23 protein-coding genes are annotated in these 25278 nt (G+C 64.9%); 10 read left to right on the forward strand and 13 right to left on the reverse strand.

What is annotated here, in order from left to right; genetic code table 11:
• Positions 1–210 precede the first annotated feature (210 nt).
• From L6D77_RS17595 to L6D77_RS17610, 4 genes are all read left to right on the forward strand, one after another.
• A complete protein-coding gene (locus L6D77_RS17595; protein ID WP_232884826.1) occupies positions 211–1596 on the forward strand; it encodes an amino acid permease in 1386 nt (461 codons plus the stop codon).
• Between the two features lie 125 nt (positions 1597–1721).
• A complete protein-coding gene (locus L6D77_RS17600) occupies positions 1722–2219 on the forward strand; it encodes a PaaI family thioesterase (RefSeq protein ID WP_232884827.1) in 498 nt (165 codons plus the stop codon).
• Positions 2220–2273: 54 nt separating this feature from the next.
• On the forward strand, positions 2274–2789 hold the full coding sequence (locus L6D77_RS17605; protein WP_232884828.1) for a GNAT family N-acetyltransferase: 516 nt from the start codon (positions 2274–2276) through the stop codon (positions 2787–2789).
• 31 nt (positions 2790–2820) lie between these two features.
• Positions 2821–3516 carry a glutathione S-transferase N-terminal domain-containing protein gene (locus tag L6D77_RS17610; protein ID WP_232884829.1) on the forward strand — a complete coding sequence of 232 codons (696 nt, stop codon included), beginning with the start codon at positions 2821–2823 and terminating at the stop codon, positions 3514–3516.
• Between the two features lie 71 nt (positions 3517–3587).
• Here L6D77_RS17610 and L6D77_RS17615 read toward each other — a convergent pair whose 3' ends face one another.
• Positions 3588–4007, reverse strand: a complete 420-nt coding sequence (locus L6D77_RS17615) for a hypothetical protein (RefSeq protein WP_232884830.1) — start codon at positions 4005–4007, stop codon at positions 3588–3590.
• A gap of 140 nt (positions 4008–4147) precedes the next feature.
• The gene (locus L6D77_RS17620; protein ID WP_232884831.1) at positions 4148–5764 is read right to left on the reverse strand and encodes an inorganic phosphate transporter; all 1617 of its coding nucleotides are present in this window, start codon (positions 5762–5764) and stop codon (positions 4148–4150) included.
• Positions 5765–5895: 131 nt separating this feature from the next.
• Here L6D77_RS17620 and L6D77_RS17625 point away from each other — a divergent pair, with 131 nt between their 5' ends.
• Both L6D77_RS17625 and L6D77_RS17630 read left to right on the forward strand, forming a co-directional pair.
• Positions 5896–6282 carry a DUF488 domain-containing protein gene (locus tag L6D77_RS17625; protein WP_232884832.1) on the forward strand — a complete coding sequence of 129 codons (387 nt, stop codon included), beginning with the start codon at positions 5896–5898 and terminating at the stop codon, positions 6280–6282.
• Positions 6272–6703 carry a GNAT family N-acetyltransferase gene (locus tag L6D77_RS17630; RefSeq protein ID WP_232884833.1) on the forward strand — a complete coding sequence of 144 codons (432 nt, stop codon included), beginning with the start codon at positions 6272–6274 and terminating at the stop codon, positions 6701–6703. The genes L6D77_RS17625 and L6D77_RS17630 overlap by 11 nt, the downstream gene beginning before the upstream one ends.
• Positions 6704–6855: 152 nt before the next feature.
• Here the strand turns inward: L6D77_RS17630 and L6D77_RS17635 are convergent, their stop codons facing one another.
• The 11 genes from L6D77_RS17635 to L6D77_RS17685 form a co-directional block, all read right to left on the reverse strand.
• Positions 6856–8313 (reverse strand): right-handed parallel beta-helix repeat-containing protein, encoded by a 1458-nt coding sequence (locus L6D77_RS17635; RefSeq protein ID WP_232884834.1) that lies wholly within the window; start codon positions 8311–8313, stop codon positions 6856–6858.
• A 15-nt stretch (positions 8314–8328) separates the two neighbouring features.
• Positions 8329–9444: a polysaccharide lyase gene (locus tag L6D77_RS17640; RefSeq protein ID WP_232884835.1), complete on the reverse strand. Its 1116-nt coding sequence runs from the start codon at positions 9442–9444 to the stop codon at positions 8329–8331.
• 98 nt (positions 9445–9542) lie between these two features.
• Positions 9543–10946 (reverse strand): alginate O-acetyltransferase AlgX-related protein, encoded by a 1404-nt coding sequence (locus tag L6D77_RS17645; RefSeq protein WP_232884836.1) that lies wholly within the window; start codon positions 10944–10946, stop codon positions 9543–9545.
• Positions 10947–10976: 30 nt separating this feature from the next.
• The gene (locus L6D77_RS17650) at positions 10977–11606 is read right to left on the reverse strand and encodes an alginate O-acetyltransferase AlgF (RefSeq protein WP_232884837.1); all 630 of its coding nucleotides are present in this window, start codon (positions 11604–11606) and stop codon (positions 10977–10979) included.
• Between the two features lie 18 nt (positions 11607–11624).
• A complete protein-coding gene (locus L6D77_RS17655) occupies positions 11625–12719 on the reverse strand; it encodes an alginate O-acetyltransferase (RefSeq protein WP_232884838.1) in 1095 nt (364 codons plus the stop codon).
• A 9-nt stretch (positions 12720–12728) separates the two neighbouring features.
• Entirely contained in the window at positions 12729–14156 is a 1428-nt protein-coding gene (locus tag L6D77_RS17660) for an MBOAT family O-acyltransferase (RefSeq protein ID WP_232884839.1), read from the reverse strand.
• Positions 14157–14171: 15 nt separating this feature from the next.
• Positions 14172–15620 (reverse strand): alginate export family protein, encoded by a 1449-nt coding sequence (locus L6D77_RS17665; protein WP_232884840.1) that lies wholly within the window; start codon positions 15618–15620, stop codon positions 14172–14174.
• Complete coding sequence (locus tag L6D77_RS17670) at positions 15617–17065, reverse strand: SEL1-like repeat protein (protein WP_232884841.1); 1449 nt, start codon at positions 17063–17065, stop codon at positions 15617–15619. The genes L6D77_RS17665 and L6D77_RS17670 overlap by 4 nt, the downstream gene beginning before the upstream one ends.
• Before the next feature lie 9 nt (positions 17066–17074).
• Positions 17075–18226, reverse strand: a complete 1152-nt coding sequence (locus tag L6D77_RS17675; RefSeq protein WP_232884842.1) for a PilZ domain-containing protein — start codon at positions 18224–18226, stop codon at positions 17075–17077.
• A gap of 16 nt (positions 18227–18242) precedes the next feature.
• On the reverse strand, positions 18243–19775 hold the full coding sequence (locus L6D77_RS17680; RefSeq protein ID WP_232884843.1) for a glycosyltransferase: 1533 nt from the start codon (positions 19773–19775) through the stop codon (positions 18243–18245).
• Positions 19776–19844: 69 nt separating this feature from the next.
• Entirely contained in the window at positions 19845–21152 is a 1308-nt protein-coding gene (locus L6D77_RS17685; protein WP_232884844.1) for a nucleotide sugar dehydrogenase, read from the reverse strand.
• 567 nt (positions 21153–21719) lie between these two features.
• Between L6D77_RS17685 and L6D77_RS17690 the strand changes: the two genes are divergently transcribed.
• From L6D77_RS17690 to pgsA, 4 genes are all read left to right on the forward strand, one after another.
• Positions 21720–22109 (forward strand): helix-turn-helix domain-containing protein, encoded by a 390-nt coding sequence (locus L6D77_RS17690; protein WP_232884845.1) that lies wholly within the window; start codon positions 21720–21722, stop codon positions 22107–22109.
• 63 nt (positions 22110–22172) lie between these two features.
• Positions 22173–22811 (forward strand): response regulator transcription factor GacA, encoded by a 639-nt coding sequence (gene gacA, locus L6D77_RS17695; protein ID WP_110993916.1) that lies wholly within the window; start codon positions 22173–22175, stop codon positions 22809–22811.
• Positions 22812–22819: 8 nt separating this feature from the next.
• Positions 22820–24643 (forward strand): excinuclease ABC subunit UvrC, encoded by a 1824-nt coding sequence (uvrC, locus tag L6D77_RS17700; protein ID WP_232884846.1) that lies wholly within the window; start codon positions 22820–22822, stop codon positions 24641–24643.
• Positions 24644–24676: 33 nt separating this feature from the next.
• A complete protein-coding gene (gene pgsA / locus L6D77_RS17705; protein WP_125464769.1) occupies positions 24677–25237 on the forward strand; it encodes a CDP-diacylglycerol--glycerol-3-phosphate 3-phosphatidyltransferase in 561 nt (186 codons plus the stop codon).
• The last annotated feature ends 41 nt before the right edge of the window (positions 25238–25278 follow it).

Genomic DNA, 25278 nt, shown 5'->3' on the forward strand with positions numbered 1-25278 from the left:
ATAGAATGATGTGCTTCGAAAAGGTCGCTTGTTGACCCGTTCCTATAAATTAATACTGACCTGAATCAATGATGACAACCGGTGGTGTGAAGAGGAGGGCAAAAACACGACCGGCGTTTGACAAGAACAACAACGAGCACCAGCGACTTACTGAATTCTGCTCCAACTTTCAGCCGTCCTTGCAACGGCCGACCCATTCGAGGGTTCCCCATGGCATCGCCCAACAACAAGAAACAGCGTTCCCTGCAACACGGCCTGACCTCCCGCCAGGTGTCGATGATTTCCATCGCCGGCATCATCGGCGCCGGGCTGTTCATCGGCTCCTCCAACGCCATCGCCACCGCCGGCCCGGCCATTCTCATCTCCTACGCCATGACCGGTCTGCTGGTGCTGCTGGTGATGCGTATGCTCGGCGAAATGGCCATCGCCAACCCCAACAGCGGTTCGTTCTCCACCTATGCCAGCGAAGCCATCGGCCCATGGGCCGGCTTTACCATCGGCTGGCTGTACTGGTGGTTCTGGGTGCTGATCATCCCGGTCGAGGCCATCGCCGGCGCCGACATCCTGCACGCCTACTTCCCTGGAGTGCCCTCCTGGCTGTTCGCCTTCCTGATCATGGTCGTGCTGTCGGGCACCAACCTGGTCAGCGTGAAGAACTTCGGTGCCTTCGAGTACTGGTTCGCGCTGGTGAAAGTGGTGGCGATCATTGCCTTCATCGTGGTCTGCAGCCTGGCGGTGTTCGGCTTCTGGCCGCTGGCCGAGGTTTCCGGCGTCAGCCGCCTGTGGGACAACGGTGGCTTCATGCCCAACGGCTTCGGCACCGTGCTCGGTGGCGTGCTGATCACCATCTTCTCGTTCTTCGGCGCCGAGATCGTCACCATCGCCGCCGACGAGACCGCCAACCCGAAGGACAAGATCCGCCGCGCCACCAACCTTGTGGTGTACCGCATCGCGATCTTCTACCTGGCGTCGATTTTCCTGGTGGTGTCGCTGGTGGCCTGGAACGACCCGCAGCTCAAGGCGGTCGGTTCGTTCCAACGCGTGCTGGAGGTGCTCAACGTGCCCGGGGCCAAGTTGCTGGTCGACCTGGTGGTGCTGGTGGCGGTCACCAGCTGCATGAACTCGGGCCTGTACACCGCCTCGCGCATGCTCTATTCCCTGGGCGCCCGTGGCCAGGCGCTGAGCATGACCAAGCGCATCTCCGGGGCCGGCGTGCCGACCGTGGCGGTCATCCTTTCCACCCTGGCAGGTTTTGCCGGTTGCCTGGTCAACTACGTGTTCCCCGGCAAGGTGTTCGGCTTCCTGCTGTCCACCACCGGCGCCATCGCCCTGCTGGTGTACCTGGTGATCGCCGTGTCGCAGCTGCGCATGCGGGCCCGCGCCGAGCGTGAAGGCCGGGCGCTGGAGCTGAAGATGTGGCTGTTCCCGTGGCTCACCTGGCTGGTGATCGGCACCATCGTCATGGTGCTGGGCTACATGCTGTTCAGTGACGCTTATCGCTACGAGACGCTGATGACCGCCGGGGTGACCCTGTTCATCCTGCTGGTGTCACTCACCCAGCGGCGGGCCAAGGCCGAGCAGGCGCAAACCGCTTGACCTTCGCTCGCTAGCACGCAAGCCCATGGCCTCACCGTCATGGGCTTTTTCATTGGCCCAGGTCTGCTCGGGCGTTACTATCCGAGGCCTGCTTCCTTCCCAACACCAACAAGCAAAGGATGCGTATGAACGAGCAAGCCCCTTCCCTGCAGCAACTCGCCGCCCCCGAAGGCACCTGTTTCGGCTGTGGCTGCAGCCATCCCAGTGGCCTGCACCTGAACAGCTACTGGGGCGAGGACGGCATCCACCTGCTGTGCCGGCACTCTCCCGACGAAACCTTCATCGGCTGGCCCGGCCTGGTTTACGGCGGGCTGCTGGCGATGCTGGTCGACTGCCACTCCAACTGGACCGCAATGGCCCACCACTACCGCGCCGAAGGCCGCGAGCCCGGCAGCCTGCCGCGCATCGACTGCGTCACCGGCCAGCTCGGCCTGACGTACCTGAAGCCCACACCCATGGGCGTCGAGCTGCTGCTCAAGGCGCGGGTAGAAGGCGAGGTAGGGCGCAAGACCCGGGTGATCTGCGAAGTCTGGGCCGGTGATGTGCTGACCGTCACCGCCGATTCGGTGTTCGTGCGGGTGGATACCGCGAAGCTCAAGCAGCAGGCACACGGTGGACAGTGACCGGGCAGGGCTGGCATTGTCGGGCATGATCCGGCTGCCCGACAGGATGTTGCCATGCCTTACCAGATTCGCCCGGCCCGCAGCGATGACTGTGAGGCCCTGAGCCACATCGGCCAGGCCACCTTCGCCCTGGCCAGCCCACCCGACAGCGCGCCTGGTGCGCTGCAGCACTACATCACGCACAACCTGCAGCCCGAGCATTTCCAGCTGCACCTGCAACACCCGCACAAGCGGCTGCTGATCGTCGAGCAGGCAGGCCATGCCCTGGGCTACAGCATGCTCGACCTGGCGCCGGGCCGGCTGGATATCGCCGCCGCCGAGCGCCTGGTGGAAATCTCCCGCTGCTACGTGCTGCCTGAAGCGCACGGCCAGGGTGCGGCGCAACTGCTGCTGGACGCGACCCTGGCGCACACCCGCGGCGCGGTGCGCCTGACCGTCAACGAAGGCAACGCCCGAGCCATTCGCTTTTACCAGCGCAACGGTTTTCGCAAGGTCGGCGAGGCGATCTTCCCGTGCGGCGACGAGCGGCACCGTGACTGGGTGATGGTCAGGTCGCCCGACGGTCTCTAGATTGATCACACTCCCCATCCAAGGCACGCACATGACCGATCTCTTTGCATTCCCCATTACCCACAAATGGCCGGCGCAGCACCCCGAGCGCCTGCAACTGTATTCGCTGCCCACGCCCAACGGGGTCAAGGTGTCGATCATGCTCGAAGAGATCGGCCTGCCCTATGAGGCGCACAAGGTCAGCTTCGACAGCGAGGACCAGCTCAGCCCCGAATTCATCTCCCTCTCGGCCAACAACAAGATCCCGGCGATCCTCGACCCCAACGGCCCCGGCGGCAAACCGCTGCCGTTGTTCGAATCCGGCGCGATCCTGCAGTACCTGGCCGAAAAGAGCGGCCGATTGCTCAGCCAGGACCCGGCCCAGCGCTACCAGACGATCCAGTGGCTGATGTTCCAGATGGGCGGCATCGGGCCGATGTTCGGCCAGGTGGGGTTCTTCCACTTCTTTGCCGGCAAGGACTACGAGGACAAGCGCCCGCGCGACCGTTACGTCAACGAGTCCAGGCGTTTGCTGGGTGTGCTGGACCGGCACCTGCAAGGCCGCGAGTGGATGGTCGACGAATACAGCATCGCCGACATCGCCATCTTCCCCTGGGTGCGCAACCTGGTGGAGCGGTATAACGCTCGTGAACTGGTAGGGTTCGATGAGTTTTCCGAAGTCGGGAGGGTACTGGCGGCCTTCCTGAAGCGGCCTGCGGTGCAACGGGGATTGTTCATCCCTGGTTGAAATGTAGATAGCCAGATCAACCAGCCTGCTGTGCGGTGAGGCGGCAGGCAGGTTGATCTGCAGTCAAGTTATCAAGGTGCTTGAATGTGAACGTCGCGCAAGCTCAAGGTTTTGCCGTTGAACGTGAACTTCAAATCCTCTAAATCAGCGTTGACACGTGGGGCTGCTCCTCCGGCAAAGGTGTTGAAAGTGATTTGCCCTGACTCGGTTTCTTCAGGTAGACCTCCGCCTTCAACAAGGGCTTCTGCTTTCAAACCGAGCGCAGGATCATTGGGTGATCTGAAAAGATAGGTCTCGGGTAGGTCGGAGCTTGGATCGGTTGTCCACCTGATGAAAACCGTTACGGCTGACAGGCCATCGGGCTTGAACGTGAAGGTGAAGGTCTTCGGGTTAAAAAAACCAGCGCTCTGGGTGTTGAATTCCTCTTCTTTGCCGTCGTAGGTGTAATGCCCCCTTGCCGAGCCGGACTGGATGTAGCTGTGCTTAGCCATATTGTTGCTCCTCGATTCATTGAGTGAGCAGTTAATTAATACCTGAATCTATGCGCCGACAACTGATAGAAATGCTAGGTGTCACGCTCAGTGTTGGCTCGTTTGGGCGCAGTCTTCCGGGCTCGTATCGGGGGGCGCCTTTAGAGAAACTGATTGAGAACCCAGTAAAGGCTCCCCGCCAACACCATCGCCGCAGGTAGCGTCAACACCCAGGCCATCAGCAGGTTGATGAGCGTACGTTTCTGGATCCCCGACCCATTGGCCACCATGGTCCCGGCCACCCCCGAACTCAGCACATGGGTGGTCGACACCGGCAGCCCGAACATGTCTGCCGCGCCAATGGTGCACATTGCCACCACCTCCGCCGACGCCCCCTGGGCATAGCTCAGGTGGGTCTTGCCGATCTTTTCGCCCACCGTCACCACGATGCGCCGCCAGCCGACCATGGTGCCCAGGCCCAGGGCGATGGCCACCGCCACCTTGACCCACAGCGGGATGTAGCGGGTGGCGTCGTCCAGTTGACGCTTGAACAGTTGCACATGGCGGGCAGTGTCGGCGTCGAACGCCACCAGGGCGTTCTTGTCGATCAGGCGGATGGCTTCACTGGTCAGGTACATGTCGTTGCGCACGTTGGCCATGGCCTCGGCCGGTACGCGGTTGAGCGAGCCATAGCCCTTGACCTCTTCGCCGATCATGCCGGTCAGCGCGGCCAGGGCCGGGACCAGTTCGGGGGTGGGCTTGGGCTGGCTAATGAAGGCGGTCAGGGTGTGCCGTGGGTCGGCCGGGGCCGCTTGCGGGGCGCTGCGCACCAGGGCCTGGCGGGTCACCTCGGCCACTGCCGAGAACTGCAGGGCCTGTTCGCTGGGCATGGTCTTGTTCAGCGCGTAGGCCATCGGCAGGGTGCCGACCAGGATCAGCATGATCAGGCCCATGCCTTTCTGCCCGTCGTTGGAGCCATGGGCGAACGACACGCCGGTGCAGGTTAGGATGAGTACACCGCGGATCCACCAGGGTGGTGGAGTCTGGCCCTCGGGCGCCTGATAAAGCTCCTTACGCTTGACCAGCGCGCGCAATGCCAGCAGCAGCAGGGCGGCGCAGGCGAAACCGATCAGCGGGGAAAACAGCAGGGCATAACCGACTTTGCTCGCCTGGCCCCAGTCCACACCGCTGGTGCCGTCGCGCCCATGCATCAGCGCGTTGGCCACGCCCACCCCGATGATCGAGCCGATCAGCGTGTGCGAGGACGAGGCCGGCAGGCCCAGCCACCAGGTGCCGAGGTTCCAGATGATCGCCGCCAGCAGCAGGGCGAAGACCATGGCGAAGCCGGCGCCCGAACCCACCTGCAGGATCAGCTCCACCGGCAGCAGGGCGATGATGCCGAAGGCCACCGCGCCGCTGGACAGCAACACCCCGAGAAAATTGCACAGCCCCGACCACACCACCGCCACCGGCGCTGGCAGCGAATGGGTGTAGATCACCGTGGCTACGGCGTTGGCGGTGTCGTGGAAACCGTTGACGAATTCGAAGCCCAGGGCAATCAGCAAGGCCAGGCCCAGCAACAGGAACGGCGTGACCGTGGTGATCACCGTGCCACTGGCGCTGACGTCTTGCTTGAGGCTCCAGAAGGTATAGGCCAGGCCGGCCAGCAGCAGGCCGAAGAACAGTACCAGGGTGGCGCGGCCAGGGCGGTGGGACAGCTGCGGGCGGGAATCGAGCTTGACCAGCGCGTCCTGGCTGGCCATTGAGGGGGTTGTCATGGGAGCTCCGGGGTGCTTTGCGGCACGAGGCGAGGTATCCCATCCTAGAAACAATCTGTTACCCGGGAGTGACCTCGATCAAAGGAACTTCTAGTCTAGGAGGCATCGGCGAATTGCCAAGCGAGCCCAGAATGATCCGCTGCAAGCGTGTGTACGACCCCTTTGAAGCCAGCGATGGCCAGCGTGTGCTGGTCGATCGCCTATGGCCGCGCAACACACGCAAGGAAGACCTGCACGGTCAGTGGCTGCGTGAGGCGGCACCTTCCGACGAACTGCGCAAGGCGTTCCACGCCGGTACGCTGGATTACCCTGGATTCACCCAGCGTTACCAGCAGGAACTGGCCGCGCACCCCGAGCACTGGTACCCGCTGCTGGACCTGGCGGGCAAGGGCGAGCTGACCCTGCTGTACGCCGGCAAGGATACCGAGCACAACAATGCCCGGGTGCTCGCCGACTGGCTGGAGGACGAACTGGAGCGGCGCGGGCCTGGGAGTTCGCCGGTGTGCTATGCCCCTTGAACTGATCGCCGCTACCGACAATGACCTGACCTTCGCCCGCGACCTCACGCGCCGGGCGATGCTGCCGTACTACCGCGAATTCGACCTGCTGTGGATCGAGCAAGCCTTCGACGAAGCCTGGGGCTGGCGCGAGCAATGGCGGGTGGTTGAAGACAGTAAGGTGCTGGGTTTTTGCAGCCTCAGCCAGGACCGCCAGGCCCTGTTTATCCGCGAGCTGCACCTGCTGCCCGAGCATCGCGGGCGCGGCGTGGGTGGTTGGGTGCTGGAGACACTGGCCGGCTGGGCTGCGCAGCGGCGCCTGCCGCTGCTGCGGCTGATGGTGTTTCGCAGCAACCCGGCGCGCCAGCTGTACCTGCGCCGGGGGTTTGTCGAGATGGGCGAGGATGAGTGTTTCGTGCGGATGCAGCGGCCCGTAGCCTGACGCTACCCATCTGTAGGAGCGGCCTTGCGCCGCGAAAGGGCTGCGCAGCAGCCCCAGGATTCAAGTGGCGACGCATAGATTGCTGGGGCCGCTTTGCGGCCCTTTCGCGACACAAGGCCGCTCCTGCAACGGGCGTGCAAGCCCAACAATCGTTAGTTGTTAAGCCGCACCCGCACCATCCGCCCCTGTGCCACCGTCGCCTCCAGCACCTGCCCCTGCAATGGCAGCAGATCCCCGATCAGCAGGTTCTGCAACAACGCCTTGCCGTCGAAGCTGTTGCCACCGATCTCGACGTCGCGAATCCCTTCCACCCGCACCACCGCCTTGCCCACTTGCCCCAGGCGGTTGCCGCTGATCAGCAGGGGTCCCGGCAGCGGCGTGGCATTGCGCAGGCTCACGGCGTACTCGGGGGTATTGCCGATGCGGTTGCCGACCAGCGCCAGGGCACCGACCTCGCTGGCATCCACCGCGCTGCCCTGGCTGCTGGCCAGCAGGTTGTCGTCGATCAGCAAGGGGGTAGCCGGCGTCGGCGCGAGGTTGCGCAACTGGATGCCATTGCCGCGGCTGGCGCCGATGCGGTTGCCGGCCACCAGCACGGCGCCGCGCTGGTCGCTGACCTCGATGGCGGCCTTGGCGGCGCCGAGGATCAGGTTGTCTTCGATCAGCGCGCGGGTCTGCCCGCGCAGGCGCACGCCGCTGTTGTTGTCGATGCCGCGCAGCTGGTTGCCGTGCAGGTCGAGCTGGCTGTCGCGGGCATCAATGGCGTACTGCTGGGTGCGTTCGAACTGGCTGTTGGCGATGGTCGCCTGGCTGTGTTGCAGCTCCACCGCCGTGGACAACTCGCTGAAGCGGCTGCCCTCGATCAGCAGCGTGGCCGGACGGGTGCCGGCAGCTTGCTGGGCGCTCAGGGCGGTGGTCAGGCCACGGGACAGGTTGGCGTTGTAGCCCAGGCGGTTGAGGGTGGAGCCGATCACCTGGGTATGGCTGCCGGCCCAGGCCACCACGAACGGCCGCCAGGCGCGGTCGGTGTTGCCGGCCTTGTCGCCGGCGACGCTTTCCAGCGTTGACTGGTTCAGCCCCAGCCAGCCCTGATTGATCAGCGCGGTGCCGGAGTAGCTGTACAGGTACAGGCTGGTGCCTTCGAGCTGCAGCCCGGCATCGTTGCCGATCATCAACGGGTAGCTGAGCAGGTAACCGTCCTTGTAGCGCTTGAGGATGCGCGCATCGCCCAGGGCCGCCTCCAGCTGCGCCAGGGTGATGCTGCCACCGCGCAGCACCACGGCCTGGGGGTGGTGCGCCTGGTAGCCGGCGATGGCGCGGAACAGGCCATTGTTGACGAAGGGTTCGAACGGCCAGCTGCCGGCCTGGGCGGAAAACATCGGTTGCAGGCTGACGCTGGCGCGGCCGGCGGGCGGCGCGTGGCGGGCCTGTTCGAAGCTCACCGCCTGGCGGGCCTGCTGGCGCAGCTGGGTCAGCTGTGCCTGATGTTGCTGTGGGCTCAGGGTGTCCAGCACCGGGTTGGCGGGCAGTGCCTGGTTGGCGGCCTGGGCGCCAGCGGCCAGCAGCAGGGCGGCCAGGCAGCTGAGGGATATACGGGTGAACGGTGCCATGGGACGCATCCTTGTTCAGGGCAGGTTGGGGTAGGCCGGTTTCAGCGGGCCACCGATCTGGCTGTAGTTGTCCACATCGCCGTCCTCGCTGTCATACAGCTGGCGGGCCAGGCGGTGGCCGGGCTCGCGGGCGAGGAACGGGATCAGCCAGGCGAGCTTGTAGGGCGCCACCTCGGCCTGGCCCTGGCCCTTGAGCTCGGGCAGGGTGTCCGGCGCCAACACGCTGCGCGCGGCAAAGCTGGCCAACTGGTCGAGGGTCTGCTGGTCGGCACGGCTCCAGGCCAGGCCATGGCTGCGGGCCGACTCGCTGAGCAGCACCAGCGGCACCAGGGCGTACTGGCTGTAGTTGGCGGCCAGCTTGGCGCGGGCCACCTCCAGCGGCAGGTAGGCGTAGCTGCCGTCAGCGCCTGGCACGGCCTGGGCCAGGCCACGGCGCAGGTTGCCGTCGGCCCACCGGATGAAGTCGTCGCGGCCCACCAGCATGCCGGCGGCGGCCACGGCCCAGGCGGCCCAGTAATCGTGGTTGTTGAAGTACACGCCGGTGGCCGTGCGCCGTGGGTCGTACTCGCGGATCACCTGTTCGCCCAGCTGGCCGAACCAGTGCCGTTGCGCGGGCGTCAGTTGCACCTTGCCGTCGGCTGCGGCCTGGGTCAGCAGAACGGCGCCGGCCATGGCCGCCAGCGCCCATTTGCGCGCGGCCATGCCGGTACTGCTGGCGTCGGGGTCGAGCAATGCGCCGGCCTTGGCCCATTGCTCCAGCCATTGGTCCTGGCAGGCCAGGGCCATGTTGGCGTCCTGCGGCTTCTTGGCGTTCTGGAAGCGCTTGCCGGCATGGATCAGCCCGCCGATGAACTGCTTGACCTGCTTGGCGATGCGTTCGCTGTCGGCGTCGGGGCTGGCGCGCAGGGTGGACTTGCTGGCGTCGCGCTGGTCGTACTTGCTTTGCAGGTGCAGGCTGCCGGTGTAGGGCGGTGGCGGCGCCTTGCTGCATTCGAGGGTGCGGTAGTCGGCGATCATGGCCGCTTGCGCGGTAGCGCGGGGGGGCCAGATCGACTGGGCGGCGTGGGTGTGGAGTGGTAGAAGGACAAAAATGAGCAGAAGCGAGATCCCCGGGGCCGCTTTGCGGCCCATCGCTGGCAAGCCAGCTCCCACAGTATCCGCGCACACCCTGCTCCCTGTGGGAGCTGGCTTGCCAGCGATGGGCTGCAAAGCAGCCCCAATTGCGGCCATCACAGACACAGGCGCGTCTCCACATCGGTCGCCGCCGTACCCGCCTTGGTCGGCTCAAGGAACACCGACAACAGGTTGGCACCGGCAAACTCGGGCGCCTTGCTCAGCTCCAGGTAGTACTGGCCGCCACTCACCGCCGCCTCACGGCGCAACCACACCTTGTCGCGGGCGCCGTTGTCGTAATAGACGATGATGTAGAAGTCGCGCACGTTCTTGTCGCTCAGGCGGATATCCAGGAAACCCTGCGCACCGCTCAGCGCCTGGCGCGTGCTGCCGGCATTGCTCAGCAGCTCGATGCGCTCGCCCACCTTCAGCGCCGGGCGCTGCAGTTTCGAGCCCAGCACTTCCTTCGACGCCTTGCAGCCCCCTTGCACCGCCGGCACCAGCTGGCGGTACATCAGCGGCGAGTCCAGCCGGTAGTTGGCCGGCAATTCCCAGACGATCAGCTTGGGCGGCGCTTCGGCCTTGTAGTCGGCCGACAGCAGGTACTCCAGCAACGAGCCGTCCTCGCCCACGCCGGGCAGGGCGTAGTTGAGGATGTCCACGCCCAGGTACTGCTTGAGGTAACCGTCGAAGTTGAACTGCTTGCTCTCGTCTTCACGGGCGGCGGCGTTGCTGTCGCCAACCAGGATCACCTCGGGGTCGGGGGCTTCGTCGAACAGTGCGTCGCTGCTGGCGGCCTGGGGAATGGTCTGGTAGCCGCGCACATACTGGAAACCGTAGTTGTTGCCGCAGATATAGCTCATCGCCAGGTTCAGGGTGCCGTCCTTGGGCACCATCACCCCTGGCTCGGTGCGGTACTGCTTCTTGGCGAGCCCGGCATAGAACGGCTGGCGGCGGACTTCCTCGGCCATCAGCCTGGCCGTGGCCTCGGCGCCGGCCGGGGTCCAGTGGTGGTCGCGGCGGAAGAAGTACTCCTCCCGGGGTGGCTGTTGCACCAGCTGCATCATCGGCGCCACCACCGCGCCGGCCTGGCGCAGTTGCCCCAGGTAGGCAGCAAGGTTGGCGCTGGCGCGGTTGTAGTCGAAGCCGTGCAGCTGGTCGCCTTGCAGCTTGTCGCGGTGCATCAGGCCGCGGGTCGGCTGGATGGCCATGGCCACCTGGATGCCCTGCTTGTGAAAGGCCTGCATCAGCCGGGCGAACTCCGGGCGCATGGGCGCGGGTATGCCGAAGTCGTTGGTCAAATCGACCACCGAGCGGAACAGCCAGCGCTCCTTGCCGGGAACGATCTGGCGCATCAGCTTCATGCGCCCTTCGGCATAGTGCTGCGGGTCGGCCAGGGCCGGGCAGGCCATGCACTGCAGGTTCTCGCAGGCGGGCTTGGCGGCTGGTTCGGCGGCCTGGCCGGGCAGGCTCAGCAGGGTGAAGGCGGCCGCCAGGCCAAGGGGGAGGAGGGTGTTCATGGGCCAGTCATCCTTGCGTGTGGCGCTGCGTCACTCGGTGGGGTCGATGCTGTTGGCCAGGCTCAGGCTGCGGTTGCCCGGCAGCAGCACATAGCTGTACGAGCGGCCTTTCTTGAGGAACAGCTCGTCGAAGCTGGCCACCTGCTTGTCGGCCACGTAGGCGGCGAAGTCGATCTTGATCTCGTTGACCATGCGCGTGCCGGTCTGGCCGTTGCCCAGCGGCTTGACCACCTCGTGCTTGCCGTCGGCGGTGCGCAGCATGGCCTGCGCCGGGGTGAGGTTGTAGAACGCCACCTGGGCTTTCTTGGGTTCGTTGACGTACTGGTCGGCGATCAGCTTCAGTTGCTGACCGTCATACACCACGGTGCTGGCGGCATTGGCCACCAGGGTCGGTTCGATGGCCTTGGCGCCGATGCCGATCCGGTGGGCGCCGGCGGGCACGAAGCGGTAACCGCTGAGCTGGCCCGGGGCGACTTTCTGCGGGTTGACCTTGCCGCTCAGGGTCACGTCGACACTGCTGGCGGACAGGTTGAGCACGCGCACGAACGCAGAGTCGGCCGGGGCCACGGCGTCGTACAGGTCGGCATTGCCTTCGGCGGCGAAAGTGGCATGGCTGGCAACGGCCAGGGCAAGGGCGGTAAACAGCGGCGAAAGCTTCATCAGGTTCTCCTTGAAACGTCAGAAATGCGTGGGCTGGGCGCTGCGGCTGAGCGCGCCGGGGCGGTGGGCAAGCAGGGTACGCAGGGGGAATTCCCAAACCACGGTGTCGATCTGCGGGTTGTTCAGTTGGTCACTGGCCAAAAACTGGTTCATCGCCTCGAACGGCCCGCGGGCCTCCACGGCGATGGACAGCAGGTCACGGTTGAGCGCCTCCTTGAGGAAGCCGACGAAGTTCCAGTCGTCGATCTTGCTGTAGCTGGTGCCCACCAGCAGCAGGCCCTGGTCCTGCTCGGCGAACAGGTCGTCGCTGCTCTGGGCGGCCTTGAGGGTTTCGTACAGCGCGATGGTGCTGGCGCCGAACTGCGGGGCCAGGCGCGCATGGTCGAACTGCAGGTAGTTCATCAGGTCGCCCTTGATGCTTTTTTCGGCGGTCTGGTGCGAGACATACACCTGGTCGCCCAGTAGCTGCGGGCGCTGGCGCGCCAGTTCGTAGGCCGAGAGCCGGGCGCCGTCCGGGCTCCAGTGGGTGTCGGACTTGAGGAACAGGCCGGGCCCGGCGAGGTTGCGCAGGTACGCCGCGCGCAGGGGCACCACGTCCAGCTGGCGCGCCTGCAGGTCGCCGACAAAGCGGTCGTAGAGGCCGGTCACCCGTGGGTCGAAAGCGCGTTCGGCGTGCTCGGCATAGATGTCCAGCTTCATCGGCAGCGGCAGCAACACCAGGTGCTTGCCGTGCTCGGCCAGTTGCTGCTCGACCTTGCTGATTAGCGCCAACTGGCTCGCCAGGTGGGTGTCGAGGTCATTGGGCACGCGGTATTCCTGGTTGCTGTACAGCCAGCCGTCGTTGCCCAGCACCACGCCCTTGGTGCCTTCGCCGAACAGCTGGAACTGGGCATCGGCCCACAGCTGCACCGACGGGTCGCGCAGGAAGAAGCGCTTGTCGTAGCTCCGCTCGAACTTGCGCAGCAGCTTGCCGTCGACGAACAGGTTCCAGCTGTCGGTCTGGGTGCGGGCAAAACTCAGCACCGGCGGTAGCGAGTAGACGAACATCGCTGCCAGCACCAGGGCGAAGACAATGCCATTGGCCTTGCTCGCCGAATTCATCACCGGATACATGGCGGGCTCCTAGAACTGGAAATACAAAAAGGGCGAGAACGAGTTGGCGGCCAGGCTGCTCAGCGCCAGCAAAAAACCGGCCCACAGCAGCAGGCTGTGCAACACCCCGACGTGGCGCATGAAGTAGCCGTCCTTGTTGCCGGCGTAGAAGCGCACGTTGTTGATCCCGGCCAGGATCAGCCAGGCGAACGCCACCAGGGCAAAGGCCATGGCCATCTGCGAGGCGCCGAGCACGTACAGCTCCAGCGAGCCGAAGCCGTTGAAGCCCAGCAGGGCCTGGTAGATGGCTAGGCTGTGGCGCAGGTCCATGGTGAAGAACAGTGGCATGCTCAGCACGATCAGCACCGCGGTGCGCAGGTTGCGCCCCAGGTGGTAGGGCGTGCTGACCTTGGTCGCCAGGTTGTACTTGCGCTCCAGCACCATGCCGATGCCGAAGAACAGCCCCCAGCAGATGAAGGCAAAGCTCGCGCCATGCCACAGGCCCGACAGCAGCATGGTCCAGACCAGCGCCGGCAGGGCGCCGGCCACGCGCTTGCGCACCAGCGGCAGGTACACGTAGTCGCGCAGAAAATGCGCCAGGGTCATGTGCCAGCGCGACCAGAACTCGGTGATGCTCTGCGACACATAGGGCTGGTTGAAGTTTTCCGGGAAACGGAAGCCCATCATCAGCGCCAGGCCCAGGGCCATGTGGCTGTAGCCGGCGAAGTCGAAGTACAGCTGCAGGGTCGACACCACCAGGCCGAACCAGGCATCGGCGAACTGCAGCGTGCCTTCGCCGACGAACAGCACATTGATCGGCGCCAGGCGATCGGCGATCAGCACTTTCATGATGAAGCCGAGCATGAAGCGGCACACGCCCAGCGAGAACAGCTCCAGCGAGTGGGTGCGCTGGCGCAGCTGCGGCGCCAGCTGGCTGTAGCGCAGGATCGGCCCGGCCACCAGGTGCGGGAACAGCGCGACGAAGGCGGCGAAGTCGATGAAGTTGCGCGTGGGGGTGGCGTCCTTGCGGTAGATGTCGACGATGTAGCTCAGGGCATGGAACACGTAGAACGAGATGCCCAGCGGCAGGAAGATGTTCTCCAGGGTCCAGGTGTTGATGCCCAGCGGCGCCAGCAGCAGGGCCAGCACCTCGGCGCCGAAATTGGCGTACTTGAAGTAGCCCAGGGTGGCCAGGTTGCCGGCCACGCCCAGCCACAGCAGGCGCAGGGCCAGGCGCTTGTCGCCGGCATCCAGGCGCGCCTTGATACGCAGCCCGAACCAGTAGTTCCAGTAGGTGATGGCGACGAACAGCAGCAAGAAGTCCGGGCGCCACCAGGCGTAGAAGATGTAGCTGGCGGCGACGATCACCAGCGAGCGCCACTGCGGCCGGGCCAGGTAGTAGATGGCCAGGAACAGTGGCAGGTACAGGAACAGGAACACGTTGGAAGCGAAGATCATGGCCTGGCCCTCGGGTTAGTAGCTGATCACCACGCCGACGCTCAGCTGGTAGTCGTCACCGGTCTTCAGTGCGCTGCCGGCGTTGAGGTAGCTGGCGCTGACCAGGGTGTTGACGTCCAGGTGCTTGCCGTCGAGGGCCACGGGGAACATCTTCCAGTAGTAGTTGAGGTCGACCATCTGCCCGACGTTGTCACCCTTGCCGTACAGGTCGGCGCCTTGCAGTTGCCGGCGTTGCGCGCGGGCGTCGGCGGCCATGCGGATCGGCAGCTCGCCGTTTTCGTTGCGCAGGTTGAGCTGGGTCACGCGCAGGTCGAGGGCGCTGCGCGGGGTGGGGCGGGTTTCCAGGGCGATGCCGTAGTAGCTGAGGTTGCGCAGGTCGAGGGCGACGAACGAACTGGTCAGGCGGGTGCTGTAGGAACCCTGGCGGGTGATGCGGTCGGACTGGATCGGGTTCAGGCGAAAACCGTCGTTTTCATCGCTGGGTTTGTCGGTCAGGCCACCACGCAAGGCCACCCGCGGGGTCCACGGCAGGTCGTCGAAACGCTTGCCCACTTCACCCAGTGCGGCCCACCCACGGCTGGCGTGCCCGGTGGTGGTCTGGCCGTTGCTGTCGGTGTTGTCCATGCTGCCCTCGAGTGCCGCCAGCTCCAGGTGGTAGTCGGTCGACCAGGGCAACTTGTCGCCCTTGAAAAACAGGCCGTAGCGCCAGCCCTTGAAGTCGTAGCGGTCGTCACGGTCGTGGCCGCTGCGGTCGTTCTCCTGCATCAGGCGCACGCCGGCCTGGTTGTGGGTGCTCCAGCGGTAGGCGTACTGGCCCATCAGGTACAGCGTGCGCTCTTCACTGGCGGCCAGCGAATTGACGTCGGTGTTGTAGTTGTGGAACTTCTGCCCCACCGCGATGAAGACATCGGTGAAGCTGTCCTGGTAGTTGAAGCGCAGCGACTCCAGGCTGTCGTCCCACCACAGGCCGTAGTCGTCATAGAAGCGCTGACGGCCGAACGACATGGACAGGCGCGGGTCATCGCCGATCAGGTCGCGCTTGACGTACAGCTCGCGCAGTTCGGCGTACCAGCCTTCGGGCTGCTCGCGTTCGTTGTCGTTGCTCGATTCGTTGGCGATGTTGCTCGACTGGCTGGAGTCGTAGTTCAGCCACACGCGGCCATAGACCATCCACTTGGCCCAGCGTTTTTCCGGCGAGTACCAGGCGAACGACGGCTCGTAGCGCAGGCTGTAGAACGTCTCGCGGTCACGGCCGACCTGCGAGTCCTCCGGGCCGTAGCCGGTCTGCACGGTGAGCTTGTTGAACACTTCCGAGGTGATCACCGGTTCGCTGCCATCGGCGCTGGCCACGCGCACCGACGCGTTGCTGTCGGCCTCGGGGCCGGTGATCTCTTCCAGCGCCAGGGCCGCCGGCAGCGGTGCCAGGGCCAGCAGGGCGCCGAGCAGGGGGTGATGGGCTTTCACAGGGTTGCCTCCTTCAACAGGTCGTTGCGCGCGGCCAGGGCGCGTTCGATTTCATCCTTGGGCAGGGTCTTGTCCAGCCGGCGCAGCAGGCCGCGGGCACGGGTTTCGCCCAGGTCCAGGGCGATGCGCGCATAGGTGTAGGCCTTGACCGGGTCGTGGCAGATGGCCCGGCCGCGCGAATAGACGGTAGCCATGCGGTACCAGGCGGCGGTCGAACCCTGCTCGGCCTGGGCATGCCAGACGGCGAGGGCGCGCTCCTGGTCGGGCTGGTCGAGGCCGCCCTTGCTGTACAGGTCGCCCTGCAGCAGGCGGGCGTCGCGGTAGTTGACGGCGATCAGTTCGTCGATCAGCACCTGGGCCTTTTGCGGGTCGAGGGTCAGCCAGTTGTTGACCATGTACAGCGCGGCATCCAGCGCCTTGGCCCGGGTCGGGTCCTTGGCGCGCACCTGGCCGATCAGCGCCTGCACTTCTTCGGCGTTGTGCTCGGTGGGGTTGGAGATCATGAAGTTGGCCTTGGAGATCAGCGCCGGCAGGTAGCCACGAGCAACGGCGTTGTCCATCCAGCGCTGCACTTCGGCGATGCCGGCGGCGCGTACCTGGTCGTTGGCCTTGTCACGGGCCTGCTGTTCGGGCGTGGGTTCCACCTTGGGCCCCATGGCCGTGCCCAGGCGTTGCTCGCGCTCGGCGTCCAGCTCGGCGCGCTGCACGCCGTGGATGTTGTCCAGCAGCGCGCCGATGCGTTGCACCACCTCCACCGGCAGGCTGGCCATCTGTGGCTCCAGGCTACGGGCGAAGGCGAGGAAGGCCGGGTCCTGGCGTTCGCCGAGGAAGCGGTAGTAGCGGTCGATGGCGCGCGGGTCGATGCGCGCCGCCTGCTGGTACCAGCGCTCGGCTGCGGCCAGGTCGCCCTGGCGCTCGGCCACCACGGCGCGGTACAGCTCGGGCCGGCAGTTGAGCAGGCAGCTCTGTTCGTACAGCCCCAGCAGCTGCGCGGCACGCTCGCCGGGGAACAGCTGCGGGTACACCAGGAACACTTCCAGGCTGGTGCTGGTGCTGCGCGGGTCGAGGTCGTTGGGGTAGCGGGTGAGGGCCTGGCGCATCCAGTCCTGCTGGCTGCGTTGCAGGTTCGGCGTGCGGTCGAGCAGGCGTGCCAGCGAGGCCAGCGCCGGCACCTGGCCCTGGCCATCGGCGAAGGCCTCCTGGTACAGGCGGATGATCTCCTGGCGGTTGCCTGCGTCGTTGCCGGCCAGCACGTCACCGAGCAGTTGCTTGGAGGCAAGGTCGCCGCGTGCGGCGAGCGCGCGCAGGTCGGCGGTGACGTCGGCGCTCGGGTCCTTGTACAGCGCGTAGCGCACCTGCTCCAGGCTCTGCCCGGCGCTGGCGGCGCCCAGCCAGGCGAGGCCGAGGCCTGCCAGCAGCAGGCGCGGGGCGTTCTTGGCGTTCATGGCCGGCCCTCAGTTGGCGCTGCCGAACGGCAGGCCGAGGTACAGGTCCACCGCCACCGCCTTCTGGTAGGCCGCGGCCGGCAGCGGGCTGTCCGGCAGGATGGTCAGTGCCAGGTTGCGGTTCACTTCGTCGGAGCGGGCGTCCACCACCTTGCCGCTGAAGTGCTGGTCGAGGCCGAACACCTGCATGTCCACCGAGCGCACGCGGCTGACATCGGCGAGCTTGTCGAACGGCACGTTGGCGCGCACGAACAGGCCCTGGTCCTTGGGCAGCAGGTGCATCATCGGCGCGGCCTTGTAGCCATAACCGTCGAGCGGTTGCGTCGGGTACCAGACCAGGCAGTCGCAGGGGCTGTTGATCACCGTCTCGATGGTGGCGCGGCCAAGCAGCGCCTGCAGATCGCCCGGGGCGAGATCGGCCAGGGCTTTCATGTCGGCCGGGCTGGTGAAGCTGGTGGCCAGCTGGGTGGAGATGCTCGCCAGCGGCTGGCCGGCCTGCACCTCGGTGGTGCCGGTGGGCAGCAGGTATTTGACGTAGCCGTTGTCCGGCATGCTGATCAGCTGGGCGTTGCTGGCCACCGTGGCCTGCACCGCCGGCACGCGGAAGAACAGCAGGTAACCCTTGTAGGCGACGAAGCCCAGCGCGGCGATGCCGGCGGCGGTGAACAGCGCGGTGCCGGCCAGCGCCTTGAGGCGGTCGCCCGCCGTGCGCGCGCTGGCCTGCTTGTGCTTGCGCTCCTTGATGTAGTTCTCGCGCTGCATCACGTTGAACAAGCCGTTGATGTCGGCGATTTCCCCCGACAGGTAGGCGCTGATCAGGTAGCGCAGGATGTCACGCTTCTGTGCGTCGAGGTCGACGAACTGGGCACCCACCTCCTTGCCGCGCTGGGAGACGATGCGCACCTTGCCGTCGATCGACAGGTCGACCTGGTTCAGGCGCAACTGGATCGACGCGTCGTACAGCGCGCCGATGCTCAGCGGCGCCTCGTGCAGCAGGCCGATGCCGCCCAGCGAGATGTCGGCAAGTTGTGCCTCGAACGGCTCGCGGCCGCTGCCGGCCAGACGCACCCGGGCGTTCATGCGGGTGCGCACGTACTGACGTTCGTCGATCGCTTCGTGGACGATGTTGGCCGGGGCCGTGGGGGTATTCGAGCTACTCATGTGCAGGCGCCTTTCCTTAACGTTGCGTGAGTTCAAGCAGAATGGTGATGACCCCGAAGAAAATGGCGATGGAGGAGCACAGCATCGCCTTCGAGGACCAGCGGTTGAGGCGGGCGTCGAAGCCGACGCTGCCGGTGGCCAGGGTGGTCTTCTGCCGCGTCCAGCTTTGCTGGTCCATGTGGAACATCGCGTAGACCTTCATCAGCGAGCCGACGATCTGGTTGTAATAGAGAACGAAGGGGTACATCGGGCTGACCGGGTGCCCGGCGAAAACGAACAGCACCGTCACCAGGCTGCGCGAGAGCAGCACCCAGAACAGGTACACCAGCAGGTACTGGATGCCGAACACCAGGCCGGCCACCAGCGAGGCGGTCAGGCCCATCAGGCAAGTCCACATCGACACGCGCTGGTCGAGCAGCACGTACAGGGTGAACAGCCCCAGGCGCGCGCGGCCGAGCAGGGCGGTGGCGCGGAAGTTCTGCCGCAGCGAGTTGCCGTACCAGCGGAACATCAGCTGGCGGGTGGCGACCCAGAAGCTGTCGCTGGGCGGGTGCTCGACGGTCAGTGTGTGGCTGTCGGGCACGTAGAAGGTGTCCCAGCCGGCGCGCATCAGGCTCAGCCAGCTCGACTTGTCATCGCCGGTGAGGAACTGGAAGCGGCCCAGGCGCCAGTGTTCGAGAAAGTCCGCTTCGACATCGCGGATGAACGCGGGGTCGGTCATCACGCTGGCGCGGAAGAACGACAGCCGCCCGGTGAGGGTCAGCACCCGGTGCGACAGGGCCATCGAGCACATGTTGATGTGCCGCTGGACGAAGCGCATCGAGTGCCACAGGCGCATCCAGCGGCTGCCTTCGACCTCGCAGAATTCGTTGGTGGTCAGCCCGCCGACATTGGGCAGCAGGGCGAACAGCTTGACCGCGCGCTCGACGCAGCCGGGCAGCATCATGGTGTCGCCGTCGACCACGCCGACCACCGCGTCCTCCAGCGGCATCTGCCGGGACAGCGCGCGGAAGGCATGGGCCAGGCCGTCGCGTTTGCCGGTGCCGCGGGCGCGCACGATCACCAGGCCGATGTCGTCGCGGCCCTGCACTTCGTTGCGCATGATGTCCTTGATGAACTGCTCGTCGCCTTTCTCGACGATCGAGGCGATCACCGTGCAGGGCACGTTCAGCCGTTGCACCTCCTGGAACACCGACTGGTACACCTTGAAGGTGGTGTGGGTGGGGATGCGAAAGCTGGTGACCACCATGAACATGTGCGAGGGCAGCGCGGCATCGCCCATGCGCTCGACCTGGCGGCGCAGGCGCGGGAACACCAGGTGCAGGAACCACATGCCGCGCAGGTAGTGGAGGATGGCGTTGCCGTAGCGCCACATGCCCAGGGTGCCGATGATGAAAATGAACAGGTGGTGGTTGGGGTCAAGGTACTGCGGCGCGACCATCTGCGAGGCCAGCGCGATCAGCCCGGCAAGCAGCGCCCAGGCGCAGAAGCTGGCGGCCGCGCGCAGGTACCCCGGGGCCGCGAAGGGCCGCTGTTGCTGTCGTTCCATGTCGCTGTAGCTCCTGTGTACGGGGGGCCGCCGCCGGCGCCAAGCAAGCGCGGCAGCGGGCTGACGGGGTTACCAGCAAATGCCTTGGTGCCGGGCATTGCTGGTGCCGGCCATGAACCCGACCAGGTCCACCACCTGCTTGCCGTGGCCTGCTTCCAGGGCCCGGGCAAAGCGCTCGTCGTTGTTGCCCAGCACGATCACCTCGGCCTCGTCGATCACCTGGTCAAGGTCGCTGTGCAGCAGGGTGCTGATATGCGGGATCTGCTGCTCGATGTACTGGCGGTTGGCACCGAAGCAGCGGGCATAGTCGACGTTGGCGTCGAAGATGCTCAGGCTGTAGCCCTTGCCGATCAGCTGTTCGGCCAGGGTCACCAGCGGGCTTTCGCGCAGGTCGTCGCTGCCGGCCTTGAAGGCCAGCCCGAGCAGGGCGATCCTGCGCTTGCCGTGGCGTGTCACCAGGTCGAAGGCCCGCGCCACCTGCTGGCGGTTGCTGGCCATGAGCGAGGCCAGCAGCGGGTGCTCGATATCCAGCTGGCCGGCGCGGTAGGTGAGGGCGCGCACATCCTTGGGCAGGCACGAACCACCGAAGGCGAAGCCTGGGCGCAGGTAGTAGCGCGACAGGTTGAGCTTGTAGTCCTGGCAGACCACATCCATCACCTCGCGGCCATCGACATCCGAGGCCTTGGCGATGTTGCCGATCTCGTTGGCGAAGCTGACCTTGGTCGCGTGCCAGACATTGCAGGTGTACTTGATCAGCTCGGCGACCTCGATCGACTTGCGGATCACCGGGGCGTCGAGGCCCTGGTACAGCGACTCGAGCAGGTCGCCGGACTGGCGGTCGAGCTCGCCGATCACGGTCATGGCCGGGAAGTCGTAATCCTTGATGGCGGTGCTCTCGCGCAGGAACTCAGGGTTCACCGCCACGCCGAAGTCGACCCCGGCCTGTTTGCCCGAGGCTTTTTCCAGGGTTGGGATGACCAGGTTCTTCAGTGTGCCGGGCAGCACCGTGCTGCGTACCACCACGGTATGGCGGCTGCCCTTGTCGCGCAGGGCGGTGCCGATTTCCTGGCAGACCGCTTCCATGTAAGTAAGGTCCAGGTCGCCGTTGGCCTTGCTCGGGGTGCCCACGCACAGCAGCGACAGGTCGGTTGCAAGGATCGCCGCCTGCACGTCGGTGGTACCCCGCAGGCGGCCGTGGCGCACGCCGTCGAGCAGCAGTTGTTCCAGGCCTGGCTCGACGATCGGCGAGCGGCCCTGGTTGATCATGTCGATCTTTGTTTGGGCAATGTCGACGCCCAGTACATGGTGCCCGCGGGCCGAAAGGCACCCGGCGCACACTGCTCCCACATAACCCAATCCGAAGATGCTGATGTTCATAGATCCCTCTCTCCAGGCACGGCGCAAGGCCGGCCGAGATACACCGTTCATTAAGTTGTCGTACGTGGCAGACGCGCAGAAATACGCTGCGCTCAAAGGAGGCGAAGCTGGTTGTTTCTTGGTGGTCTATTAATATCCTAAAGATATTTTTACTGGCTCGGCAAGCGTTGATGACTTGTTGTTTTTAAATAATCTAAAACTTCTGCGTGAAAGTTAAAAAACCGTTAATAATCAACAAATTAAAGTTTGTTATAAGTTGGGCGTCAAAAAAATGATCATACTGTTTGTGTCGATAAAATGGCGCCAATATTAGCGTTTTTAGTGTGTTCAATGCTGTTTTCTGGGCTCCCTTCTACTGTTTCTTCTTGCGTAGTTTCATGCCTTTGTTGAACTTTTTATTGTGCGTGCAACAGCGCCAACAGGCGCTTTTAGTGGGCGTGCACGAAATAGCCGGCACTGGCGGCTTGCCATGATTGGATCCAATTGGCATAGTGCCGGGCGAATGCCTACGCATTCACTCGGGTGCGGGACGCACCTGTTCTGGAATGATGCACAGGAGGCAACTGGATGAACGGATTCGGCCCGCGACTCAGAGAAGAGCGCGAACGCCTGGGGCTGACCCAGCGCGTGTTTGGTGACATTGGCGGCGTCGAGCCCAATGCCCAGGGCAAATATGAAAGCGGCGAGCGCACTCCGCGCATGGACTACCTCGCTGCCGTGGCGGCCAAGGGTGTCGATGCCTTGTATGTGCTCACCGGCGTGCACACCCCCGCACCGCTGGACTGCCTGACCGCTGACGAAGACCGTCTGTTGGGGGCTTTCCGGCGTTTGCCCGTGGCAGATCAGGCTGCCGTCTGGCACCTGTTGCACCGGTTGGCGGGCGAGGTGGGTGGCGTTGAGCGGGTGCAAATGCGCCGCCCGGAATACCAGGCGTTTTTCCAGGACGGTTTGCGCTAGGTTGCTTGTGAAAAATTTTGTTAAGGTGGCGGGATCCAATCGCCCCACTAATGAGGTGTCTGCTTGATTAGGGTCCTGGTGGTCGACGATCACGATCTGGTGCGTACCGGCATTACGCGCATGCTGGCCGACATCGATGGCCTGCAAGTGGTGGGGGAGGCGGACTCGGGTGAGTCCGCCCTCAAGCTTGCCCGCGAGCTCAAGCCGGACGTGGTTCTGATGGACGTGAAAATGCCAGGGATCGGCGGCCTTGAAGCAACCCGCAAACTGTTGCGCAGCCAGCCGGACACCAAGGTGGTGGCGGTAACCGTGTGCGAGGAAGACCCGTTCCCCACCCGCCTCATGCAGGCGGGTGCCGCGGGCTACCTGACCAAAGGCGCCGGGCTCGACGAAATGGTCCAGGCCATCCGCCTGGCGTTCGCCGGCCAGCGCTATATCAGCCCGCAGATTGCCCAGCAACTGGCGCTCAAGTCGTTCCAGCCCCAGGGCTCGCCGTTCGATACGCTGTCGGAGCGGGAAATCCAGATTGCCCTGATGATCGTCGGTTGCCAGAAGGTGCAGATCATCTCCGACAAGTTGTGTCTGTCCCCCAAGACCGTCAATACTTACCGTTATCGGATCTTCGAAAAACTCTCGGTTACCAGCGATGTCGAATTGACCTTGCTGGCCGTCCGCCACGGTATGGTCGACGCAAGTCTGTAAACACACCCATGTCCCAAGCTTTTGATGCCAGTGCGTTCCTGGCGACCTGCAGTGGTCGCCCGGGCGTCTACCAGATGTTCGACGCCGAGGCGCGGCTGCTCTACGTGGGCAAGGCCAAGAACCTCAAGAAGCGTTTGGCCAGCTATTTCCGCAAGACTGGCCTGGCGCCCAAGACCGCCGCACTGGTGGGGCGCATCGCCCAGGTCGAGACTACCATCACCGCCAATGAGACCGAGGCGCTGCTGCTCGAGCAGACGCTGATCAAGGAATGGCGGCCGCCCTACAACATCCTGTTGCGCGACGATAAGTCCTACCCCTATGTGTTCCTGTCCGACGGTGAATTCCCACGCCTTGGCATTCACCGTGGCGCCAAGAAAGCCAAGGGCCGCTACTTTGGCCCTTACCCCAGCGCCGGGGCGATCCGCGAAAGCCTGAGCCTGTTGCAGAAGGCCTTCTCGGTACGCCAGTGCGAGGACAGTTATTACGCCAACCGCACCCGGCCGTGCCTGCAGTACCAGATCAAGCGCTGCAAGGGGCCGTGTGTGGGGCTGGTGGAGCCGGCTGAGTACGCCGAGGACGTGCGGCACTCGGTGATGTTCCTGGAAGGGCGCAGCCAGCAGTTGGGCAACGAGCTCAACGCCGAGATGGAAAAGGCTGCCATGGTCCTGAATTTCGAAAAGGCCGCCGAGCTGCGTGACCAGATCGCGCTGTTGCGTCGGGTCCAGGACCAGCAGTACATGGAAGGTGGCTCTGGCGACGTGGACGTGGTGGCGGCCTTCGTCAACCCCGGCGGCGCCTGTGTGCACCTGATCAGCGTGCGCGGCGGGCGGGTGCTGGGCAGCAAGAACTTCTTCCCCCAGGTGGGCATCGAGGAGGAGGTGGCGGAGGTCATGGCTGCGTTCCTGTCCCAGTACTACCTGGGCAATGCCGAGCGCGAGTTGCCGGGCGAGCTGATCGTCAACGTGGTGCACGAGGATTTCGCGGCAATCAGTGAAGCCTTGCAGACACTGCGTGGCCGCGAGCTAAGCATCAGCCACCGGGTGCGCGGTACCCGCGCGCGCTGGCAGCAGTTGGCGGTGACCAACGCCGAGCAGGCGCTCAATGCCCGCCTGGCCAACCGCCAGCACATGGCCGCACGCTTCGAGGCCTTGGCTCAGGTGCTGGACCTGGACGAAGTGCCGCAGCGCCTGGAGTGCTACGACATCAGCCATTCCAGCGGCGAGGCCACCGTGGCCTCGTGCGTGGTGTTCGGCCCCGAAGGCCCGCTCAAGTCCGACTACCGCCGCTTCAACATCGAAGGCGTCACGGCCGGCGACGACTACGCTGCCATGCACCAGGCCCTGATGCGCCGCTACGGGCGTATCAAGGATGGCGAGGGCAAGCTGCCCGACGTGCTGCTGGTGGACGGCGGCAAGGGCCAGTTGAACATGGCCCGCGACGTGATGCAGGAGCTGGGTTTTGCCGACCTCACCCTGCTCGGTGTGGCCAAGGGCGTCACCCGCAAGGCCGGTTTCGAAACCCTGTACCTGAACGACGTGGCCCACGAGTTCACCCTCAAGGGCGACAACCCGGCGCTGCACCTGATCCAGCAGATCCGCGACGAAGCCCACCGTTTTGCCATCACCGGCCACCGCGCCCGGCGCGGCAAGGCGCGGCGCACCTCCAGCCTGGAAGACGTGGCCGGGGTAGGGCCCAAGCGCAGGCGCGAGCTGCTGAAACATTTCGGCGGCCTGCAGGAGCTCAACCGCGCCAGTATCGACGAGATCGCCAAGGCGCCGGGCATCAGTAAAAAGCTTGCAGAGTCGATTTATGCCAGCCTGCATAGCGAGTAGAATGCCGGGCTCAACTCGCAGCCAGTCGTACCGATGAATATTCCAAACCTGCTCACCGTTCTACGCGTCCTGCTCATTCCGATCTTCATCCTGCTGTTCTATGTGCCCTATCACTGGAGCTACATGGCCGCCAGCACGGTGTTTGCCATTGCTGCCGCCACCGACTGGTTGGACGGCTACCTGGCCCGTCGCCTGCAGCAGAGCACGCCGTTCGGCGCCTTCCTCGACCCGGTGGCGGACAAGCTGATGGTCGCTGTGGCGCTGGTGCTGCTGGTGCAGGTACACGCCAACTTCTGGCTCACGCTGCCGGCAGCGGTGATCATCGGCCGCGAGATCGTGGTTTCGGCGCTGCGCGAGTGGATGGCCGAGCTGGGGGCGAGGGCGCATGTGGCGGTGTCCAGCCTGGGCAAATGGAAAACCGCCGCGCAGATGCTGGCGCTGGTGATCCTGCTGGCCAACCCACCGGCCATGACCTTCTGGGTGGCGCTGGGCTACGGCCTGCTGCTGGTGGCCGCCGGCCTGACCCTGTGGTCGATGGTGCACTACCTGGTCGCCGCCTGGCCGCACCTGCGCGAAGGTTCTGAGCAGAAATAAAACTTTTTTGAATCAAGGGGTTGACGCCGTTCGGCAAATCG

Origin of the sequence: Pseudomonas parasichuanensis (assembly GCF_021601385.1) — a bacterium.
GTDB lineage: Bacteria > Pseudomonadota > Gammaproteobacteria > Pseudomonadales > Pseudomonadaceae > Aquipseudomonas > Aquipseudomonas parasichuanensis.

Coding starts and splice junctions, on each gene's coding strand:
- L6D77_RS17595 (WP_232884826.1), top strand. CDS start 211: ATGGCATCGCCCAACAACAAGAAACAGCGTTCCCTGCAACACGGCCTG.
- L6D77_RS17600 (WP_232884827.1), top strand. CDS start 1,722: ATGAACGAGCAAGCCCCTTCCCTGCAGCAACTCGCCGCCCCCGAAGGC.
- L6D77_RS17605 (WP_232884828.1), top strand. CDS start 2,274: ATGCCTTACCAGATTCGCCCGGCCCGCAGCGATGACTGTGAGGCCCTG.
- L6D77_RS17610 (WP_232884829.1), top strand. CDS start 2,821: ATGACCGATCTCTTTGCATTCCCCATTACCCACAAATGGCCGGCGCAG.
- L6D77_RS17615 (WP_232884830.1), bottom strand. CDS start 4,007: ATGGCTAAGCACAGCTACATCCAGTCCGGCTCGGCAAGGGGGCATTAC.
- L6D77_RS17620 (WP_232884831.1), bottom strand. CDS start 5,764: ATGACAACCCCCTCAATGGCCAGCCAGGACGCGCTGGTCAAGCTCGAT.
- L6D77_RS17625 (WP_232884832.1), top strand. CDS start 5,896: ATGATCCGCTGCAAGCGTGTGTACGACCCCTTTGAAGCCAGCGATGGC.
- L6D77_RS17630 (WP_232884833.1), top strand. CDS start 6,272: ATGCCCCTTGAACTGATCGCCGCTACCGACAATGACCTGACCTTCGCC.
- L6D77_RS17635 (WP_232884834.1), bottom strand. CDS start 8,313: ATGGCACCGTTCACCCGTATATCCCTCAGCTGCCTGGCCGCCCTGCTG.
- L6D77_RS17640 (WP_232884835.1), bottom strand. CDS start 9,444: ATGGGCCGCAAAGCGGCCCCGGGGATCTCGCTTCTGCTCATTTTTGTC.
- L6D77_RS17645 (WP_232884836.1), bottom strand. CDS start 10,946: ATGAACACCCTCCTCCCCCTTGGCCTGGCGGCCGCCTTCACCCTGCTG.
- L6D77_RS17650 (WP_232884837.1), bottom strand. CDS start 11,606: ATGAAGCTTTCGCCGCTGTTTACCGCCCTTGCCCTGGCCGTTGCCAGC.
- L6D77_RS17655 (WP_232884838.1), bottom strand. CDS start 12,719: ATGTATCCGGTGATGAATTCGGCGAGCAAGGCCAATGGCATTGTCTTC.
- L6D77_RS17660 (WP_232884839.1), bottom strand. CDS start 14,156: ATGATCTTCGCTTCCAACGTGTTCCTGTTCCTGTACCTGCCACTGTTC.
- L6D77_RS17670 (WP_232884841.1), bottom strand. CDS start 17,065: ATGAACGCCAAGAACGCCCCGCGCCTGCTGCTGGCAGGCCTCGGCCTC.
- L6D77_RS17675 (WP_232884842.1), bottom strand. CDS start 18,226: ATGAGTAGCTCGAATACCCCCACGGCCCCGGCCAACATCGTCCACGAA.
- L6D77_RS17680 (WP_232884843.1), bottom strand. CDS start 19,775: ATGGAACGACAGCAACAGCGGCCCTTCGCGGCCCCGGGGTACCTGCGC.
- L6D77_RS17685 (WP_232884844.1), bottom strand. CDS start 21,152: ATGAACATCAGCATCTTCGGATTGGGTTATGTGGGAGCAGTGTGCGCC.
- L6D77_RS17690 (WP_232884845.1), top strand. CDS start 21,720: ATGAACGGATTCGGCCCGCGACTCAGAGAAGAGCGCGAACGCCTGGGG.
- uvrC (WP_232884846.1), top strand. CDS start 22,820: ATGTCCCAAGCTTTTGATGCCAGTGCGTTCCTGGCGACCTGCAGTGGT.
- pgsA (WP_125464769.1), top strand. CDS start 24,677: ATGAATATTCCAAACCTGCTCACCGTTCTACGCGTCCTGCTCATTCCG.